16 protein-coding genes are annotated in these 18105 nt (G+C 43.8%); 7 read left to right on the forward strand and 9 right to left on the reverse strand.

Annotation, left to right across the window (positions count from 1 at the left end):
• The first annotated feature begins 241 nt into the window (after positions 1–241).
• The 3 genes from purM to EXT48_RS09445 are packed head-to-tail and all read left to right on the forward strand — an operon-like array spanning position 242 to position 2653.
• A complete protein-coding gene (gene purM / locus EXT48_RS09435; RefSeq protein WP_039497406.1) occupies positions 242–1294 on the forward strand; it encodes a phosphoribosylformylglycinamidine cyclo-ligase in 1053 nt (350 codons plus the stop codon).
• Positions 1294–1944 carry a phosphoribosylglycinamide formyltransferase gene (gene purN / locus EXT48_RS09440; protein WP_010605061.1) on the forward strand — a complete coding sequence of 217 codons (651 nt, stop codon included), beginning with the start codon at positions 1294–1296 and terminating at the stop codon, positions 1942–1944. Before purM ends, purN begins: the two co-directional genes overlap by 1 nt.
• Before the next feature lie 13 nt (positions 1945–1957).
• The gene (locus EXT48_RS09445; RefSeq protein WP_039497405.1) at positions 1958–2653 is read left to right on the forward strand and encodes a DUF3108 domain-containing protein; all 696 of its coding nucleotides are present in this window, start codon (positions 1958–1960) and stop codon (positions 2651–2653) included.
• 64 nt (positions 2654–2717) lie between these two features.
• On the opposite strand, the gene EXT48_RS09450 is transcribed toward EXT48_RS09445, so the two are convergent.
• The 4 genes from EXT48_RS09450 to EXT48_RS09465 all read right to left on the reverse strand — a co-directional run bounded on the left by EXT48_RS09450 (position 2718) and on the right by EXT48_RS09465 (position 5792).
• Positions 2718–3482, reverse strand: coding sequence for a class II glutamine amidotransferase (locus tag EXT48_RS09450; protein ID WP_010605063.1), 765 nt, complete (start codon positions 3480–3482; stop codon positions 2718–2720).
• Between the two features lie 331 nt (positions 3483–3813).
• Entirely contained in the window at positions 3814–4296 is a 483-nt protein-coding gene (locus tag EXT48_RS09455; RefSeq protein WP_130164292.1) for a YbaK/EbsC family protein, read from the reverse strand.
• A 204-nt stretch (positions 4297–4500) separates the two neighbouring features.
• Positions 4501–4785, reverse strand: coding sequence for a hypothetical protein (locus tag EXT48_RS09460; protein WP_130164293.1), 285 nt, complete (start codon positions 4783–4785; stop codon positions 4501–4503).
• Positions 4786–4904: 119 nt separating this feature from the next.
• Entirely contained in the window at positions 4905–5792 is an 888-nt protein-coding gene (locus EXT48_RS09465) for a LysR family transcriptional regulator (protein ID WP_130164294.1), read from the reverse strand.
• A gap of 147 nt (positions 5793–5939) precedes the next feature.
• Between EXT48_RS09465 and EXT48_RS09470 the strand changes: the two genes are divergently transcribed.
• On the forward strand, positions 5940–6656 hold the full coding sequence (locus EXT48_RS09470; RefSeq protein WP_130164348.1) for a haloacid dehalogenase type II: 717 nt from the start codon (positions 5940–5942) through the stop codon (positions 6654–6656).
• A 113-nt stretch (positions 6657–6769) separates the two neighbouring features.
• On the forward strand, positions 6770–8413 hold the full coding sequence (locus EXT48_RS09475; protein ID WP_130164295.1) for a sensor histidine kinase: 1644 nt from the start codon (positions 6770–6772) through the stop codon (positions 8411–8413).
• Positions 8414–8474: 61 nt separating this feature from the next.
• Here EXT48_RS09475 and EXT48_RS09480 read toward each other — a convergent pair whose 3' ends face one another.
• Positions 8475–9995, reverse strand: a complete 1521-nt coding sequence (locus EXT48_RS09480; RefSeq protein ID WP_130164296.1) for an aldehyde dehydrogenase family protein — start codon at positions 9993–9995, stop codon at positions 8475–8477.
• A 158-nt stretch (positions 9996–10153) separates the two neighbouring features.
• On the opposite strand from EXT48_RS09480, the gene EXT48_RS09485 reads away from it, so the two are divergent.
• A complete protein-coding gene (locus tag EXT48_RS09485; RefSeq protein WP_039497388.1) occupies positions 10154–11065 on the forward strand; it encodes an AraC family transcriptional regulator in 912 nt (303 codons plus the stop codon).
• Here EXT48_RS09485 and EXT48_RS09490 read toward each other — a convergent pair.
• The 3 genes from EXT48_RS09490 to EXT48_RS09500 form a co-directional block, all read right to left on the reverse strand.
• A complete protein-coding gene (locus EXT48_RS09490) occupies positions 11001–12518 on the reverse strand; it encodes a trehalase family glycosidase (protein WP_130164297.1) in 1518 nt (505 codons plus the stop codon). The genes EXT48_RS09485 and EXT48_RS09490 overlap by 65 nt on opposite strands.
• A gap of 8 nt (positions 12519–12526) precedes the next feature.
• Complete coding sequence (locus tag EXT48_RS09495) at positions 12527–13789, reverse strand: sugar MFS transporter (protein WP_130164298.1); 1263 nt, start codon at positions 13787–13789, stop codon at positions 12527–12529.
• Positions 13790–13918: 129 nt separating this feature from the next.
• Complete coding sequence (locus EXT48_RS09500; RefSeq protein ID WP_130164299.1) at positions 13919–14920, reverse strand: LacI family DNA-binding transcriptional regulator; 1002 nt, start codon at positions 14918–14920, stop codon at positions 13919–13921.
• A 253-nt stretch (positions 14921–15173) separates the two neighbouring features.
• On the opposite strand from EXT48_RS09500, the gene EXT48_RS09505 reads away from it, so the two are divergent.
• Positions 15174–17426, forward strand: a complete 2253-nt coding sequence (locus EXT48_RS09505) for a TonB-dependent receptor (RefSeq protein ID WP_130164300.1) — start codon at positions 15174–15176, stop codon at positions 17424–17426.
• Positions 17427–17549: 123 nt separating this feature from the next.
• On the opposite strand, the gene EXT48_RS09510 is transcribed toward EXT48_RS09505, so the two are convergent.
• A complete protein-coding gene (locus EXT48_RS09510; RefSeq protein ID WP_223193607.1) occupies positions 17550–17954 on the reverse strand; it encodes a PaaI family thioesterase in 405 nt (134 codons plus the stop codon).
• Between the last annotated feature and the right edge of the window lie 151 nt (positions 17955–18105).

Genomic DNA, 18105 nt, shown 5'->3' on the forward strand with positions numbered 1-18105 from the left:
TGATTGGGTCTGTATTCATAGTACGCTGCTACCTTCCTTGAATATTGATCTAACGCAAATCACATTCAGTTATAAACAATCAAAGTTTTTGTCGTTTCTTTATACTGTTCGAGATACAAAATCGAGGACCTTTGGCCACATTCTTAGGGTTTCTCGCAAAGTCGCTAGCCGCCTAGATGCAATTGTTGTAAAATGTCGGCGTTTCTAAGCAAATCTATCTAGCAACTTTTGAGGAAAACCTGTGAGCGAACAAAAACAGTCTCTTAGTTATAAAGACGCTGGCGTTGACATCGATGCGGGCAACGCATTGGTCGAAAGAATTAAAGGCGTAGTGAAAAAAACTCGTCGCCCAGAAGTAATGGGTGGCATTGGTGGTTTTGGTGCACTATGCGAACTTCCAACTGGATATAAAGAGCCTGTTTTGGTTGCTGGCACTGACGGTGTTGGTACTAAGCTACGCTTAGCTATCGATTTGAAAAAGCACGACACAGTAGGTATTGACCTAGTTGCTATGTGTGTTAACGATCTTATTGTCCAAGGCGCTGAACCCCTATTTTTCTTGGACTACTATGCTACAGGCAAGTTAGACGTTGATGTTGCGGCGGACGTAGTATCTGGTATTGGTAAAGGCTGTGAACTATCTGGTTGTGCGCTTATCGGTGGTGAAACGGCTGAAATGCCAGGCATGTACGAAGGCGATGACTACGATATGGCAGGCTTTTGTACTGGCGTGGTAGAAAAGTCTAAAATCATTGATGGAACTAAAGTTGCGGCTGGCGATCAGCTGATTGCATTGGGTTCAAGTGGTCCGCACTCAAACGGCTACTCTCTAATCCGTAAAGTACTCGAAGTATCTGGCGCAGATACTAACGCAGAGTTCGAAGGCAAAACTCTAGGCGAGCACCTGCTAGAGCCAACGCGTATCTACGTGAAGCAAATCTTAGCGCTATTAAAAGAAGTTGATGTTCACGCACTTTCTCACATCACTGGCGGCGGCTTCTGGGAAAACATCCCTCGCGTGCTACCTGAATCTGCAAAAGCGGTGATCAAAGGTGATAGCTGGCAATGGCCTGCAATCTTCAACTGGTTACAAGAGAACGGTAACATTGCAACTCACGAGATGTACCGCACATTCAACTGTGGTGTTGGCATGATCTTAGTTGTTCCCGCTGACAAGCTTGAGCAAAGCCTTGACATCCTGAAAGCACAAGGCGAGAACGCTTGGCACATCGGTGAAATTCAAGACGCTCAGGCTGGTGAAGAGCAAGTTGAGATCTTAGGTGGTGCCGAGTAATGGCACCCACTCGCCTTGTTGTTCTGATTTCTGGTAGTGGTTCAAATTTGCAAGCAATCATTGATGCTTGCAAAGCTGGCTATATTCAAGGTGAAATTGCTGCCGTTATTAGTAATAAAGCGGACGCATACGGCCTAACCAGAGCGCAAGAGGCTGGTATAGCAACATCTGTTTTAGACCATAAACAATATGCTTCTCGTGAAGAGTATGACGTTGCGCTTGGTCAACTAATTGATAGCTTTACACCAGATTTGGTTGTATTAGCTGGATTTATGCGTATTCTAACTCCAAACTTGGTGCAAAAATTTAGAGGAAAAATGTTGAACATTCATCCTTCTTTGTTGCCTAAGTATCAAGGGCTGAACACCCACCAAAGAGCAATCGATGCAAACGATGCAGAACATGGTGCTAGCGTTCACTTTGTCACAGAGGAGTTAGATGGTGGTCCTGTGGTCTGTCAGGCCAAGGTCGCTGTTCTTCCAGATGATACGGCAGAGTCACTGGCGCAACGTGTGCATAAGCAAGAACACATTCTTTATCCTTTGGTGGTCAAATGGTTCAGCGAACAAAGACTAACAATGGAAGCAGACTATGCTGTTTTTGATAACAAAACCTTACCAGTTCAAGGTGCGCCGTACCCAGAAAAATAAAAAATGGAGCGCTGTGCTAATTGGTATTAGCGCTCTACTTTCCACTTCGACATTTGCGAACTCACTCACTGAATATCACGCCGAATACCAAGTTTCACGCAAAGGTAAGGTTCATGGTAGTGCCACGCGAGACCTCACAAAAATAGCGGATGCAACATACGCTGTACGTTACAAAAGCGATATCGAATGGATGATTTTTTCAGACGTAAGAACTGAAGAATCATTGTTTAAAGTCGCTGAAAATACCGTCAGCCCACTACATTACAGTATGACTCGTGAAGGGACTGGCCCAGATAAAAGCTACAAAATTAAGTTTGATCACCAAAACCAAGCAATCACCTCCAGTGAAGAAAAGTATCCACTGAAAGTGAAATGGCTTGAGAATCAACAAGATTTAATTAGTTATCAAGTACAGCTGCGAGAAGATTTAAAGGCGGGAAAGACCAAGTTTAGCTACCCAATCATAGACAAAAAAGGCGACCAGCGAAGCTATGATTTTGAAGTGGCCGGCGAGGAAATGATCACTCTGCCTTTTGGCAACGTCAAAACCATCAAAGTTAAACGCGTTTATGATGATAGCGATCGTCAGGCCATTGCTTGGTTTGCACCAAGTTATGATCATATGCTGGTGAAAATGTACAAGGGTAAAGATGGTATGGAGCAATTTCAGATAGAGCTTAAAACCTACCAACCCAAATCAGAGAGTTGATAGCAACATCGTTAATTCATCAAGGCGGTTCAACTAAGCCGCCTTTGCTTACAAAAACTCAGAACTACACCTTCTCACCTAATTTGAATAAAGCAAACTCACCGGGCTCAAGTTTCTGCCACTGTTCATCGTTGGTCAGCGGTCGCGTTGCAATAACAGTAACAACATCATCTGGTGTGGTTTCTTTTTGAAAATCCACCACCATATCCGCATCAATTAAGGTAGCCTTACCAAATGGGGCTCTACGGGTTATCCAATGTAGGTTATTGGTGCAATACGCCAACACATAAATGCCATCGGTTATCAACATGTTGAATACCCCTTTGTCTCTCAATGTGTGCGCTAGCTTTGCGATATACCTGAAAACTGAGACCATGTTTGACGGGCGGCTTGGGTATTTTTCTCTTACTTTGTCCAAAATCCAACAAAAGGCAAGTTCACTGTCTGTATTCCCAACAGGTCGATAGAAATCAGTTTTTAAATCTTTATAGTCCGAAAGCTGACCATTGTGAGCGTAAGTGATCTCCCGACCCCATAATTCACGAGTGAACGGGTGGGTATTTTCAAGACAAGTTCGCCCCCTATTTCCCTGTCGAATATGACTTATTACAGACACGCTTTTAATCGGATATGCTTTGACCAGTTTAGCAATTTCAGACTGACAGCTCGGCTCAGGATCTTTAAATGTTCTACATCCTTTTCCCTCGTAAAAGGTGATACCCCAGCCATCTTTGTGAGGACCCGTATTGCCACCACGCTCCAACAAACCAGAAAAGCTAAAACAAATATCCGTCGGTACGTTCGCCGACATCCCCAAAAGCTCACACATAAATCACTTAAACCCTAAATATCATAAAGTTATGATTAAAATACAAATCACAAATATCAAAAGGTCACACGTTTGGTCACACTTTTGACTAGTAGCTCGATTATCTTAATAGTCATACTACTGAATTATTGGCGGTAAGTTTATCATGTATCTCTGTGTCTTTACTTTTTTAAATTCAACTACCTTGAGAGCGGTATTAATACGATTATTTTGAATGACTGTCGGGCTGTTCTCATCTAGAAAGCACTTTATTGGTTGAGAACTTTAATGACCACCCCAAGTTGACTGATAGATAGATCACATAGACACAAAGTAGATTACGAACTGAGGGTTACTTCGCAATATCTAACCAAGTGCCACCCGTAAGCATATCTAGATCATGCGCTTTTAACTCAAAGACCGAATTGGGCGTGCCTGCAGCAGCCCAAATACGATCGTATCGCTTTAAATCTTTATCAATTATCGTCAACACGGAATCAGTGTGTGCCACAGGAGGCACACCGCCAATGGCAAACCCGGTTTTTTCCCGCACAAAGTTTGCATTCGCTTTTTCGAGCTTTACATTAATTGCAGCTTCCACTTTTTTCACGGACACTTGGTTGCTACCAGAAGCAATTATCAAGACCGCTTTTTCTGTATTGCTATCTTTAAATATCAGAGATTTGGCGATTTGAGACTCAGTGCAACCAATCGCATTTGCAGCATCTTTCGCAGTACGAGTAGAGTCTGCAAGCTCTGTAACGGTGAAGTTATGCCCACGACTGGCTAGGAACTCTTGAACACGTATTGATGAGGATTTTAACGGCAGTGACATCCAATTGCTCTTCCATGCTGTGGTAGTTAAAACCAATCTAACAGCTAGTGAGCGGATTTTAAACATCCAGTATGTTTTATACTATTTGTGATATGAGGCTAACCCTATCTCGGGAGTAGCAGTGAAAAATATCCGAGTATCCCATTAAGAGAAACTCGGATCATGGCTGTATATAAACACTCAAGATATTAAGTTCAGTAAAGTCTATATTGTTACCACATACCATTGGTACGCAAGGCTAGCACCAGCCAATGAGCATGCTAATAAAAAGTTCATTACCTCTTTTGAGCTAAGTGAACGAGACTCCCGAGAAAAATGCTTAGCATGTAATCTCATACCAAGTGGTTGCAATTCTTTTTCATGTTTTGGCAATGCAATCAATCCAGCTAGTAGCATGACTAAACAAAGCATATAACTACCTTGCACGATAAAGAATAGAGTAAGTGAAAATGCGGTGATAGAAAAAATCCAAGAAATGAATTTGAACATAGCAGCTCCGTTTGCTATCAGTGTTACCAGTTTGATTTTACGATCATCACGCTGGCTAGTTTCTAATTTTAATACGGAGTTTAGAGTTATTAGTTTAAAAGTACAAGCAGACTAAAGTATTAGCCCTTATTTTCGAATAATGCCTTCATAAACTCATAGAATGCCTCTGCCTTGCGTGTCTTCAGCGAGTGCTGAGGCCTGACAAACCAAATAGGTGCGTCGTCACTTTCGAGACAACCTGGAATTATAGGTACTAACTCACCTCTTTTTAAGTTATCTCTGATGGCGATGTGAGATTTAACTGCAATGCCATGCCCAGCCAAGGCGGCTGAAGTCATGTTGTCTGAGTTTGAAATCGTAAAACGAGTTTTTGCGTTAAAGTGTACAATTCTACCGTTTGGTTCTTTTAACTTAAATTCTCGTTGCCAAGGTAAGCATACAAAAAAGTGGTTTTGTAATTCGCTGATATTATCAGGCATGCCATAGCGGTCAATATAGCTCGGCGCTGCACATAATATCCGGTGGTTATCGCATAGTTTTCTCGCCAACAACCCAGAATCAGCCAGTTGCCCAACGCGTATCGCTACATCTTGAGCACCTTCAACTATGTTTACAAACTGGTCGTTGATCAGGAAATCGAGTGCTAATTGCGGGTGCGCTTGCTCAAATTGACTTAGGTTTGGCATCACAAATTGTGAAAACACCCAAGGCGGCATAGTAACACGAAGTAACCCGCTCACCGCTGATCCCCTTGCACCTATTTCGTGCTCAGCATCATAAAGCGCCTCTAATATATGCTCCACCCTCTCTCTAAAAGTACTTCCGGCTGGGGACAATGTTAGCGTACGACTATCTCTAAACAGCAAAGTCGTACCTAAATGTTGCTCTAACTTATTAAGACGATGACTAACTGTCGCGGGTGAGAGTCTCAATTGCTTCGCAGCATTAACCACTCCTTGATGTTTAATAATAGCTAAGAATGTTTCGAGTTCAGCGATTGAATACATGTCGATTTAGTTTTTTCGAATCTTGCTTTCGAATATGCGCGCTTTGTTTAAATTTATCAAATAAATATACTGCTTCTCATCGCAACTAAATTGGAATTATCAATGAAACGCATCTTAATTAGTCTATACGTTATGTTAGGAGGTCTAATGCCGAATATTAGCCAAGCCAACTCAAAGGTTGAACGCCCGGAAGTTATTTTCTTTGATGTCAATGAAACCTTGCTTGATTTAGAGTCAATGAATAAAACGGTTAGCCAAGTTTTGGGTGGCGATGAGTCCCTATTACCTCTTTGGTTTTCCACTATGCTACATCACTCGTTAGTGACTACGGTAAGTGGTGATTATCAAGATTTTGGCAAGATAGGCGTTGCCGCGCTACAAATGGTTGCAAAAAACAAAGGCCTGACGATAACTGACGCACAAGCTAAACAAGCAATTGTGCCCGCTCTGCTCTCTTTGCCCCCGCATGAAGACGTCATTCCAGCGCTAAAACGGCTCAAACAAGCAGGCTTTAAACTCGTGAGTTTAACCAATTCATCGAATGCGGGGGTTAAAGCGCAGTTTGAAAATGCCGGTCTAATCACCTATTTTGATCAACGCTTGAGTATCGAAGACATTAAAGTGTATAAGCCCGACCTTAGAACCTATGAGTGGGCGTTACAGCAACTAAATATTCGCCCAGACCAAGCGCTAATGGTGGCGGCTCACGGCTGGGATGTTGCCGGCGCTAAAGCCGCGGGCATGCACACAGCATTTATTGCAAGACCACAAAAGCAACTCTACCCACTGGCAGAAGCACCAGATTACGTGCTACCTGACTTAACAAGTTTGGCTGACGAGCTCACCACTTCTGGAAACGAGTAACATTGAAAAATATCAGCTGGCACCTTGATACCAGCTGATAAAAATGCTCCGCATGCTTTATCTACATAATAAATGTACTAGATTTAAGGAGGTGAATCGAAGGAATAGCCTCCATGAATATAAATAAAAACACCCACATTGTGATCTGGATAATCATAGGTGTTAGCTTAACTATCCACGGCGCATCCCTTTTACTGAGCAATACGCTTCTTAATAATATAACTTGGCCGTTGATAGAAGCCCATGCAGTGGTTGAAACCTTCGGCTCCGCTGTCGCCCTTTTCATTGCATTGGCCTTGTTATTTTTTGAAAAGTACAACACCGGGACAAGTTTTAATATCGAAATCGCCACGGCGCTGCTGGTAATGGGGATCTTAGATGGATTCCATGCCGCCGTAAATGTTGGCCAAACCTTCGTTTGGCTTCACAGTATCGCGACTTTCTTCGGTGGTCTCACTTTTATCACCCTTCTTGCTCACAACCGATTTACTTGGTTTAAAAATCGCTATTGGCTGATCTGCGCATGCACAGCCGCTATCATCACCGGCATCATAAGCCTAGCTTACCCTACGGATTTACCACACATGGTTGAGCAAGGTCACTTTACTGGTACAGCGATGGCACTCAACGTCATTGGCGGTACTATGTTTTTTGTCGCCGCAGTTAAAATTCTCCTTGTATATCGTGACTCTCATAATGTGAGCGATTTGCTCTTTTGCTTACATTGTTTCCTATTTGGCGCAGCCGCTATTATGTTCGAGCAATCCAAGTTGTGGGATACCGCTTGGTGGGGCTGGCATATTTTAAGGTTAATGGCCTATATCGTCGCTTTAGGGTTTTTACTAGTTGAAGGAATGCAAATCTTACAAGAGTTAAAACAACATAAAGAGCAGTTAGAAGAGTTAGTGAGTGAGCGCACTCGCTCACTAGTAGAGACCAATCAAAAGCTAGAAGAAACCGTCGCCTATCTCAACCGTACTCATACGCAATTACTAGAACGAGAGAAAATGGCATCGCTTGGCGATTTGGTTGCGGGTGTTGCACACGAAATCAACACCCCCATCGGGATTGGCATCACTTCCACCACTTATCTACAGCAGCACTTAGACGACCTCACTATGAAGTACCAAACCAAAGTGCTCTCTACCGGAGTATTGGAGGACTTTATTTCAGATTCAACTGGCGCTTGCAAACTGCTATTAAAAAACCTCCAACGCACCGCGAATTTAATTAATAGCTTTAAGCAAGTCGCTGTCGATCAATCTTGCGAGCAAGTGAGGGCCTTTAATGTTCATGATTATGTTCAAGAGATCATCGCGGCGCTCAGTCCAGAGATTAAAAAGCATGACCATAAAATCAAGTTTCATTGCGATCCCGGCCTTATCGCCACGACCTATCCCGGTGTTATTTTTCAGATCATTTCGAATTTAGTCGCAAATTCCATTGCACATGGCTTTAAAGAGTCAGAACAAGGTGAGATCACCATTGAATTCTTTAAACATGATGAACACATTGAGCTTATTTATAAAGACAATGGTAAAGGTATGTCGGAGCTTGAATTAAGTAAGTTATTCGAGCCATTTTACACCACCAAAAGAGGAAGTGGCGGTATGGGACTTGGCGCTTATATTATCTATAACTTGGTGACTCAAGGGCTAGATGGAGATGTACACACCGTGAGCGAGCCCGGCAAAGGACTCGAATATAGGATAGCATTTGCTAATAAGCAGGCGACGCCATTAAAAGTCGTTTCTTAACCGGATGACTGATTGAGTACTGCCACAATAGTCAGTACTCAATACTTCTATAATAATTAAATTAGAAAAACCCTAAAGGACTGGTGCCATAGCTCACTAAGAGGTTCTTGGTTTGTTGGTAATGATCCAGCGCCTTTTTGTGAGTTTCTCTGCCAATGCCGGATTTTTTATAACCACCAAATGCCGCGTGTGCAGGATACATATGATAACAGTTAGTCCACACGCGGCCCGCTTCGATTTGTCGACCAAATTGATATGCGCGATTCATATCTCTAGTCCACACCCCAGCACCTAAACCAAACTCAGAGCTATTCGCCAATTCCAACGCCTCCGCTTCATCTTTAAAAGTACATAAAGAGATCACCGGACCAAATATTTCCTCTTGGAATACCCGCATTTGGTTATGCCCTTTTAACAGCGTGGGTTGAATATAAAAGCCTTTATGATAACCCTCGCCAAGCTCTGCGACTTCACCACCGATTAACACTTCAGCCCCTTCCTTCTTGCCAATATCAATATAGCTAAGAATTTTATCAAATTGAGCTTGTGAGGCTTGTGCACCAACCATGGTTTCTGTATCAAGCGGATTGCCGCGTTTAATCGCCTTAGTGCGTTCGATGACTTTGGCTATAAAGTCATCGTATATATCTTCTTGCACGAGCAATCGCGATGGGCAAGTACATACTTCTCCTTGGTTAAAGTAGGCCAGCACAGCGCCTTCAATACACTTACTTAGGTAATCATCGTCAGCTTGCATCACATCATTAAAGTAGATATTAGGCGACTTACCCCCTAGCTCCACCGTTGAGGGAATGATATTTTCAGCCGCACATTTTAGAATGTGAGAACCCACTGGAGTCGAACCTGTAAACGCAATTTTTGCGATACGCGTACTCGTAGCAAGCGCTTCACCCGCCTCTTTCCCAAAACCGTTTACGATATTAACCACGCCATTTGGTAATAAATCAGCGATAAGTTCCATCAACAACAAAATAGATGCAGGCGTTTGCTCCGCAGGCTTTAGCACTACGCAGTTTCCAGCAGCGAGAGCGGGTGCCAGTTTCCAAGCGGCCATAAGTAATGGGAAGTTCCATGGGATGATCTGTCCCACAACGCCCAGAGGTTCATGAAAATGATAGGCCACGGTTGACTCATCAATTTCACCAATGGCTCCTTCTTGAGCACGAATACAACCTGCAAAATAGCGGAAATGATCAGCAGCGAGCGGAACATCAGCGGCTAGCGTTTCACGTACAGCTTTACCATTATCCCATGTTTCGGCTACCGCTAGGTATTCAAGGTTTGCTTCTATTCGGTCTGCGATTTTGAGTAATATATTGCTTCGTTCAGTGACCGAAGTTTTACCCCACGCCGCCTTTGCAGCATGGGCGGCGTCAAGTGCCAGTTCAATGTCTGCATTATTTGAACGCGGGATCTGACAAAACACTTCGCCATTAACAGGACTAATATTGTCGAAGTACTGGCCGTCAACGGGTGGCGTCCACTCACCACCAATAAAGTTTTGATATTGCGACTTAAAGCTGACGACTGCACCTTCAGTGTTTGGATTTGCGTATATCATTTTTACCTCTGCAACTTGTGTTATTTATTTGGGCTTCATTCGTCCCAATTTTGTTTTTACTAATATTTGACATTAGCCAAGTTCACCTTTAAAAACTTAACTTAGGGTCTCGGAATGTATACGCACAGTCCAAAAATAACCGAGAAGGAGTGCATTGTTTGCAGATCTCTAAACATCGCAGTCGTGTCGAACGCTTAGTTGAAAACAAAATAAGTTTTGCTGCCAATCAAGTAGAGCTTAGCGTCTATGACACATACGAAAGTACCAATAGAGTCAAACTCGCCTCTAATGAAGTGTTGTTTTGTGCGATGATCACTGGTAAAAAAGTGATGCACGTAGACAGTTGTGACTATCACCAGCCCTTTTTACCTCATCAAAGCTTCGTATTGGCACCAGAACAAACCGTATTTATAGACTTTCCCGACGCCAGCTTATCCGCTCCCACCACCTGTTTAGCAATCGAGATCAGTCGAGAGAAAATTAATACCGTGAGCGAGAAGTTAGCGCTTTCGCTTCCTAGTGATTTTAATTATCAAAAGCAGCTGGTTCACACCGAGCATAACTGGCAAACCCAGCACTGCTTGGGGCGATTGCTCCATCTATTCAGTGAGAATGAAGCTGAGCGGGGGTACTTTATCGATTTGGCAATGGATGAACTAATTGCAAGACTACTACAGCAACAAAGCCGAGATCTGCTGTTAGGCGCAGTAAAACAAGCACCAGATCATAATGGTTTGTATCAAGCGGTGCATTATTTGGAGACTCATTTAGACGAGCCATTAGATGTAGAGAAACTTTGTAAACTTAGCTGCATGAGTAGAAGTCGCTTTTTCAATCAATTTAAAAAATCATTCGCGACGACGCCACAGCAGTGGCTCCAAGCACGGAGACTAACTGAAGCAAAGGCAAAACTAAAAGCAGGAATTCAGATCACCGCAATTAGTTTTGCACTCGGCTTTAAGCATCCAAGTCAATTCAGTCGAGCGTTTAAACAAGCCTTTAATATCACGCCGAAGGACTATCAACTTCAGGCACTAAAAGCCGATAAAAACGACTGGTTACTCCGTTAGTCCAGCCAAAACCCTGTTGCACCACGTATTCTCCGCCACTTGCCTGTTTATCCGGTTCAACCACATTATACTTCTCAAGCAAACAGCCGATTTGCTCAAAGCCGGTTTCAACAGCATAAAGCCATGCTTGCATAATCTTATTCGCGAGTTGATTTTGACCATATGCCCTTAAACCTGACACCGCAAACCACTGCAGTGGTGCCCAGCCATTAGGACTGTCCCACTGCTGTGAAGTAGTGACTAAGGTACTAACCAATCCACCTTGCTGCAAAAACTCTGCCTCGAGTTTTTTGCCAATATGCTCTGCCTGCTCGGGTGTAACCAGCTCAGCAAACATAGGCACAACGCCCGCTAGAGATTCAACGGAGGTACGCGCATAATCATTAAGATCCACATCGAAAAACCAGCCTTTTTTATCACACCAACAATATTTCTGTATCAGTGCACTGCGATTTGACGCTAAATTGGCATAGTACTGCGCTTGCGTTAGCTCGTTTAATTTCTCAAAACAACGTGCGATTTGCGACTCAAGCAATACTAGTAGTGCATTTAAATCCACAGGGATAATGTCTGTTGTACGAATGCTCGCTAAATCGTCAGCGTTTGCTAACCAACGGCTACTAAAGTCCCACCCCGACTCACAAGCCGCACGAATGTGCTGATAAAAGGTTCCGCTGTCCGTAACCGCTGCGGCTAATTCTATATCCTCAATAAAAGACTCTGGGCGCGGTGCTGCAAGCGGATCCCAATAGCGATTCAGTGTGCCCCCACATGGCATGTTGACGACTCGGTACTGCGCTTTTTTATCCGTGCAACTCAAATCCTCTCCGGTCTGCCAAAACTGATGTTCTTTCAGTAATGCCTGAGTAACTCGCGACAGCCACTGCTTATAATGAGATTTTTCCTGCCACAGTAAATCAACCATTAATGCCGTTACAGGTGGCTGGGAGCGACTTTGGTAATAATCTCGATTACCGTTAGGTACATGTCCAATACGATCAATAAGACTCACAAAGTTATCTAACATTCCCTCAACGAGATCGCTTCTGTTCGCATCCAAAAGCCCGAGTGCCGTAAAGTAGCTATCCCAGTAATAAATCTCGTTAAAACGTCCGCCCGGTACAACATACGGATGGGGTAAAGGTAGCAAGGAGCCTTTAGCAACGGTGCTCGGCTTTCTAGATAAACGCGACCACAGCGCACTGATATACTGCTGCGCACTAGTAAAGTCTGGTAAGGCATCTAACTCTTTGTTGGCAACAAAGTCAAAATGCGCATGCACAAATCTAAGTAACGCCTCTCCCGTCGGCTTTTGCATCACATACTGGTTTTCTATCTCTGCGAGCGGAATTTTTGCGATGGCATCTGCAAAAACTTTACTGTCTGAAAACAAACCAGCGCTTTGCACCGCCTTAAAAATCTCTGTGGAATAAAAGTTTGATTGGTACTGCATGTAAAACCTCAGCTCACCTTTTGTTGACTTGGCGTGTGAGCATGATTTGATTGGTTAGACTCACTCATTGATTTAAAGAAATATAAACACACAGCAATCACCAGCATGGGAATAAGTGCCCCATAAAACGCTTGTTGACCACCAAAATGTTGAAATACTAAACCTGTGATCATTGAACCCGTGCTACCACCCAGCGCTGAAAATACAACGATTAGCCCTGTCATCGACGCGTGCTGTGTAGTGGGTAAACTACTTAGCATTACCGAATTAATCACTGGATAAATAGGCGCCATAAAAAGACCGATCAGCGGCATGAGAAAAGCCACAAGGGGTGCATCAAATAACGAAGAAATAAGCGTTTTCTCAATACCCTCAGTCATCGGTAACGTTAAAATCACTAATCCTGCCATTGCGGCAAGGCAAACATTTAACACCACATACCAATGTACTTTGGTGAGCACAACGCCGGCACCGAGCCGACCGAGTGCTAAGCAAGCAGCAAAAACACTGGTAATTTGCACGCTAATATTCACCGGTAATGACAAGATCTCATTATTAAAAGTAGGCAGCCAAGTGCCTATACTCTGCTCTATCAATACGTATAAAAATGCGGAAATCACAAATACCAGCACAAGCGGCTTAGCCACAAGCTTTAACATCGCTATAAATGCAGAGACATTAGACTCGGTGGCTTGCGTTGACTCTGGCTTGGCAATTGGGGAGATCCAAACAATAAATGCGGTGAAAGCGCTCAGCACCGCTAACACGAAATAGACGTTTAACCAGCCAAGCGAGTTATCGCCGCTGTCAATAAACGCCGCAAAAATCCAATAACCGCCGAGGACCCCTAACATAAACACGCCCTCAATAAAATTAAGCAGGCTTGAATGTTGGTTGCTTCCTTCAGTGACTTGGCCAACGAGCGCATAAACCGACACTTTGACCACCGCAAATGCCGCACCCACGCAAGCAAATACTAGTTTAAGAATCCAAAACTCAGCGACCATAGGAGTGATACTGCAAATCAATGCCACGCCCGCGAGCACTGCGGTCAAAGCAATTTTAAATCCAACCCTGGGGATAACCGACGCAACCAGAAATGAAACGATGGCGATGGGAAGATCTTTAAATGCCTCTAAGGTGGCGGCCTGCGCTTTTGTAATGCCAAAGCTATGAATAGACTGCAAGATGACCGTCCCTACGCTATTGAGCAAAATAGCAAATAGGAAGTAACTAACGGCCATGGCAAGTATGATACGTGCTCGATTCATTGTTATTCTCGTTAAAACACTGTGATTCCTTTTTAGTCTAGACAGACTTTTTTATTTTTGCAATCGTTTGCATTTCAAATCACATCAAAACAATTTAAGCTAATGATTGTTATCGCATATTATGCTGCGTTAACTAGATTGTCTGATCACTAATAATGACGGCACCTCTTGAGACGCACATGTCTCACCACTTAGCTGAGAGAGCAGCTTTTCCACCAATAACTGTGCCGACGCATTGGTGTCTTGTTTAATCGTAGATAGCGCAGGGAAGCTGATCTGTGCCATGGCAATATCATCAAAGCCGACTATTCGTACGTCATTTGGTACGCTAACGTAACGCTCTTTTAGGGCTTTTAGTGCTCCAAGCGCGACCATATCACTACATGCAAAGATCCCATCAAAGATTAGTCCTTGCGCTCGCAACAAAGCGTTTATACTCGCGTAGGCAGCCTCTGAAGTAATGTCGATTTTAATCATTTGCGCTTCTACCTTGGCTTTTTCCACCGCATGGCAAAATCCGCGATAGCGCTCACCAAGTTCGGCATGGCCCGGATCGCCCAAAAATAGAAGTTTAGACGCTCCCCTGGCAATTAAGTGCTCCGTTGCGTTAAGGCCACCAATAAAATTGTCACTCCCAACGATAGGATAATTTGCAGAAGTTTTAGGGTCTCCCCATACCACGATCGGCGTGCCAGCTCTTGCAGCACGCTCAATTCGTGCTTGCTCCTTGCCTTGCCCGACAACGATAACTCCATCGGCTCGACGGCCAGAAATAAAATAACCATGCCAGTCTTCCCCCGCCATATAAGAATTGGAGAGCAATAACTCGTAGCCTTTTCGGTTCACTGCACGATTAATATCGCTCACTACTTTAAGTAAAAATGGGTCGTCGACGGATTGTTTGGTTTCGGCTTCGAGATTGATAATAACGGCAATGACTTTGGTTTTTTGCATCCGTAAGCGACTAGCCGCCGCGTTAACACTAAAGTGATGCTCTTTTGCAAGCGCCTGAATGCGCTCTCGAGTTTCCTTTTTTATCAGAGGGTTATCATTGAGTGCACGGGAAGCTGTGGAGGTAGAGACTCCAGCTAGCCTTGCTAGATCCGATAGCTTTAATTGTGTTGTTCCCATCGCAAACCCCTTCTTAGCACACACTATTACATCGCTATTCTTACAATTTTTTGATACTTAAACCATAACTAATTGAATCTCCTACCCTAACTAAGCAGAAAAGATAAGCAATCACTGTAAATTTGTAACGCCTTACATCATTTTATGACAAATTTTTAAACAACATCATTGCAAACGTTTGCATTAAGATCTATTTTAAAAAATAGACAGTCGTTAAATACCAGTCTATGACAACAACAAGAGGGCTTTAGCCGTGATAAAAACTAACTCCTTAAGCTTGATCGCTGCTGCTATAACGCTTGCGTTAAGCGCATCAGCTCAGGCTGAACAACAACCGAACAATAACAAAGAAAAAGTAGAAACCATCATCGTATCGGGTACACCTGGTGGCGCAGGGATCAGAAAAATTGATGCAAGCTTTGCTGTGACTAACATCGATGCCGTGCAAATTGATAAGCTCGCCCCAAAAAGTACCGCTGACTTGCTTAAAGCGGTGCCTGGGATCTGGGTTGAAAGTTCAGGAGGTGAATCCGGTGCCAACGTTTTTGTTCGCGGCTTTCCAGGCGGTGGTGATGCACCATTCTTAACGGTTAGTTTGCAAGGTAGTCCTATCTATCCCGCGCCAACGCTCTCATTTTTAGAAAACACCTCGATTTTCAGACTCGATGAAACCATCAGTATGATGGAAGGCCTGCGTGGTGGACCAAACCCCGTGGTGTCTAATGGTCAGCCGGGCTTAACAACTAACTTTCAACTTAAACGTGGCCAAGCTGACACCGAAGGGACGTTTAAATACACCACCACAGACTATGGTCTAAACCGCATTGACGGCGTGTTAAGTGGTGAGATTTCCAATGACCTTTACTACATGGTTGGCGGTTATATCAAACGCTCTTCTGGGATCCGTGATGCGGGCTTTACCTCAGAAAAAGGCCATCAATTCACCATAAACCTAACCAAAGAGTTTGCTGACGGTGAGTTTAACCTTTATACCCGTCAAACTGATGACAGAGGAGCATGGTACCTGCCAACCCCACTTAATGTTGAGGGTGTGGATGCGGGCTTTACTCAGCTGGGAACGAATAATCGCAAAGCGATTATTTATGTCGGTGATGAAAATGCACCGATGAGCGTAGATATGGGTGATGGTCGCGGCTGGAAAGGCCATGTTTCTGGAGGTAGCTTAAAAGTAGAATTCAAAAACGGCTGGCAATTAAATGAGCGCTTTAGCTTAACGCAAGGCGATGCAAATACACTAGGCCTTGTGCCTGCTGGCAGTGCGATGCGTTTAAGTGAAGTGGCGGACAATGGTGAAACCGCAACAGGTAGCGTCACGGGCGATGAATACGCGGGCGATACCATGGTACAACAATATGGTCGCTGGGTTGTATTAAAAGATATCGAAGCTTTCACCAATGACTTAGCCTTAAGCAAAACCTTTGGTGATTGGTCAAGTGCCTTTGGTATTTATACAGCAACTATCTCAGCAAAAGACTGGTGGAGCTTAGGTAATACCGCCTACCACGTGTTGGAGCAAGGTGGCGAAGCATTGAATGGTATCGCGTGTAATAGCGATGTTGCAGGTTGTGCCTTCAACTACGACATTAACAGTTCTGGTGATGCGACAACGTGGGCCATCTACACTACCCAAAGTTACCAAGCAACGGAAGCCCTTAAGTTAGATTTAGGCTTACGTAGCGAGCAACACGAGGTTGAGTATTCGGTCGACGAAGGTTTAGATGGGGCTATCACCAAAGCGGTTGACTATGATGAACGTAAGACTTCATGGACCTTAGGTGCTGACTATAGTTTGAGCTTAGATTCAGGTGTTTTTGTGCGTATGAACAAAGGCTACAAAATGCCTTATTTCGACGACTTTAGAGACAATTATAGCACCTATGAATCGGGCGAGTCGCTGATTAAAGCAGTCACACAAGCTGAGCTTGGCTATAAATATATGGGTGAAACCGGCGACCTGTTTGTTACTTTATTTACCAACGAAGTAAAAGGCGACACGTTTGTAAGACGCCCAGGAGTACCTGCGGAAATTCTAACCAACGAAGCAACGGGTGTAGAACTTGATTACAGTTACAACCATGAGTCGGGCCTATCGGTAAACTTGAATGCCACATGGCAAGACACTGAAATTACTGAAAGCCCGACCAATGAAGGGAATAAAGCGCAGCGCCAACCTGACTGGATGCTCCGTATTACACCGAGCTATGACTTTGAAATGTCGGGTATGTACGCCACCTTGTATGGCACCCTTTCGGCTGTAGATGACCGTTTTGGGGATAATGAAAATACTGTCGTGTTAGAGGGCTACGAAAAGCTTGATATTGGCCTTATCGTAGAGCCAACAGAGGGCGTAAAATTACAACTAGCGGTAGATAACCTTACTGACAAACAAGGGATCACCGAGGGGGATCCACGTAACCCAGATTCACCTAACGGCCGCTATATCATGCCAAGGAGTGTGAAATTTAGCGTTGCGTATGCGTTCTAGTTGCTGTAACTAAGCGTTTAACATAGCGCTGCCTGCTTATATCAAATCTCTAAGGTTGGTAGCGCTAAAAAGACCTAATACGTTTATTGTGTGCAAATACACTTCAGAACACCGCCTGCGACCCTAAACCTTAGTTATTGTGCCAAGAGAAACCGCCACCAACTTTTCTTCGTCACCGCTTTTCGCATATACCTTACATTCGCATGTCGCCTGACGTTTACCCGAATACAACACGGTTGACTTCGCGATTAGCTTATCACCAATAGCGGGTCTAACATAATTCACTTTATACTCTGAGGTAACACAGCTACCAAGCACCGACGCACCAGCAAAAGTAATACAATTATCAGCTAGATAGCTAACCACGCCGCCATGTGCAAAACCATAGTTTTGTTTAAGATCATCTCGAATAGCAAGGCTTAACTCAGCAACGCCAACCTCAAACACCTCCAACTCAGCGCCTAACAATAAACTAAAAGACTGCTGTGCTAGGATCTCCTTTCCTTCTTCTAACATAGTATTGCTCAACTTTCTCTCCTTAGTAATATTTAAAAATATCAACGCTCAAATAGACTCTACATCGCGAACAGCCTTCACGTTTATAGGTAGCGATATGATTAGCTCAACGCGAATAAAAGCTGGGCTAGAAATATTGCCTATCGCTAGATTTCCATAGATC

It is taken from the genome of Pseudoalteromonas sp. CO348, assembly GCF_004208845.1.
Lineage (GTDB): Bacteria > Pseudomonadota > Gammaproteobacteria > Enterobacterales > Alteromonadaceae > Pseudoalteromonas > Pseudoalteromonas maricaloris.

Excerpts from the sequence above, each read along its gene's own strand:
- purN (WP_010605061.1), top strand. The coding sequence starts at position 1,294 with ATGGCACCCACTCGCCTTGTTGTTCTGATTTCTGGTAGTGGTTCAAAT.
- EXT48_RS09450 (WP_010605063.1), bottom strand. The coding sequence starts at position 3,482 with ATGTGTGAGCTTTTGGGGATGTCGGCGAACGTACCGACGGATATTTGT.
- EXT48_RS09455 (WP_130164292.1), bottom strand. The coding sequence starts at position 4,296 with ATGTCACTGCCGTTAAAATCCTCATCAATACGTGTTCAAGAGTTCCTA.
- EXT48_RS09460 (WP_130164293.1), bottom strand. The coding sequence starts at position 4,785 with ATGTTCAAATTCATTTCTTGGATTTTTTCTATCACCGCATTTTCACTT.
- EXT48_RS09465 (WP_130164294.1), bottom strand. The coding sequence starts at position 5,792 with ATGTATTCAATCGCTGAACTCGAAACATTCTTAGCTATTATTAAACAT.
- EXT48_RS09470 (WP_130164348.1), top strand. The coding sequence starts at position 5,940 with ATGCCGAATATTAGCCAAGCCAACTCAAAGGTTGAACGCCCGGAAGTT.
- EXT48_RS09475 (WP_130164295.1), top strand. The coding sequence starts at position 6,770 with ATGAATATAAATAAAAACACCCACATTGTGATCTGGATAATCATAGGT.
- EXT48_RS09480 (WP_130164296.1), bottom strand. The coding sequence starts at position 9,995 with ATGATATACGCAAATCCAAACACTGAAGGTGCAGTCGTCAGCTTTAAG.
- EXT48_RS09490 (WP_130164297.1), bottom strand. The coding sequence starts at position 12,518 with ATGCAGTACCAATCAAACTTTTATTCCACAGAGATTTTTAAGGCGGTG.
- EXT48_RS09495 (WP_130164298.1), bottom strand. The coding sequence starts at position 13,789 with ATGAATCGAGCACGTATCATACTTGCCATGGCCGTTAGTTACTTCCTA.
- EXT48_RS09500 (WP_130164299.1), bottom strand. The coding sequence starts at position 14,920 with ATGGGAACAACACAATTAAAGCTATCGGATCTAGCAAGGCTAGCTGGA.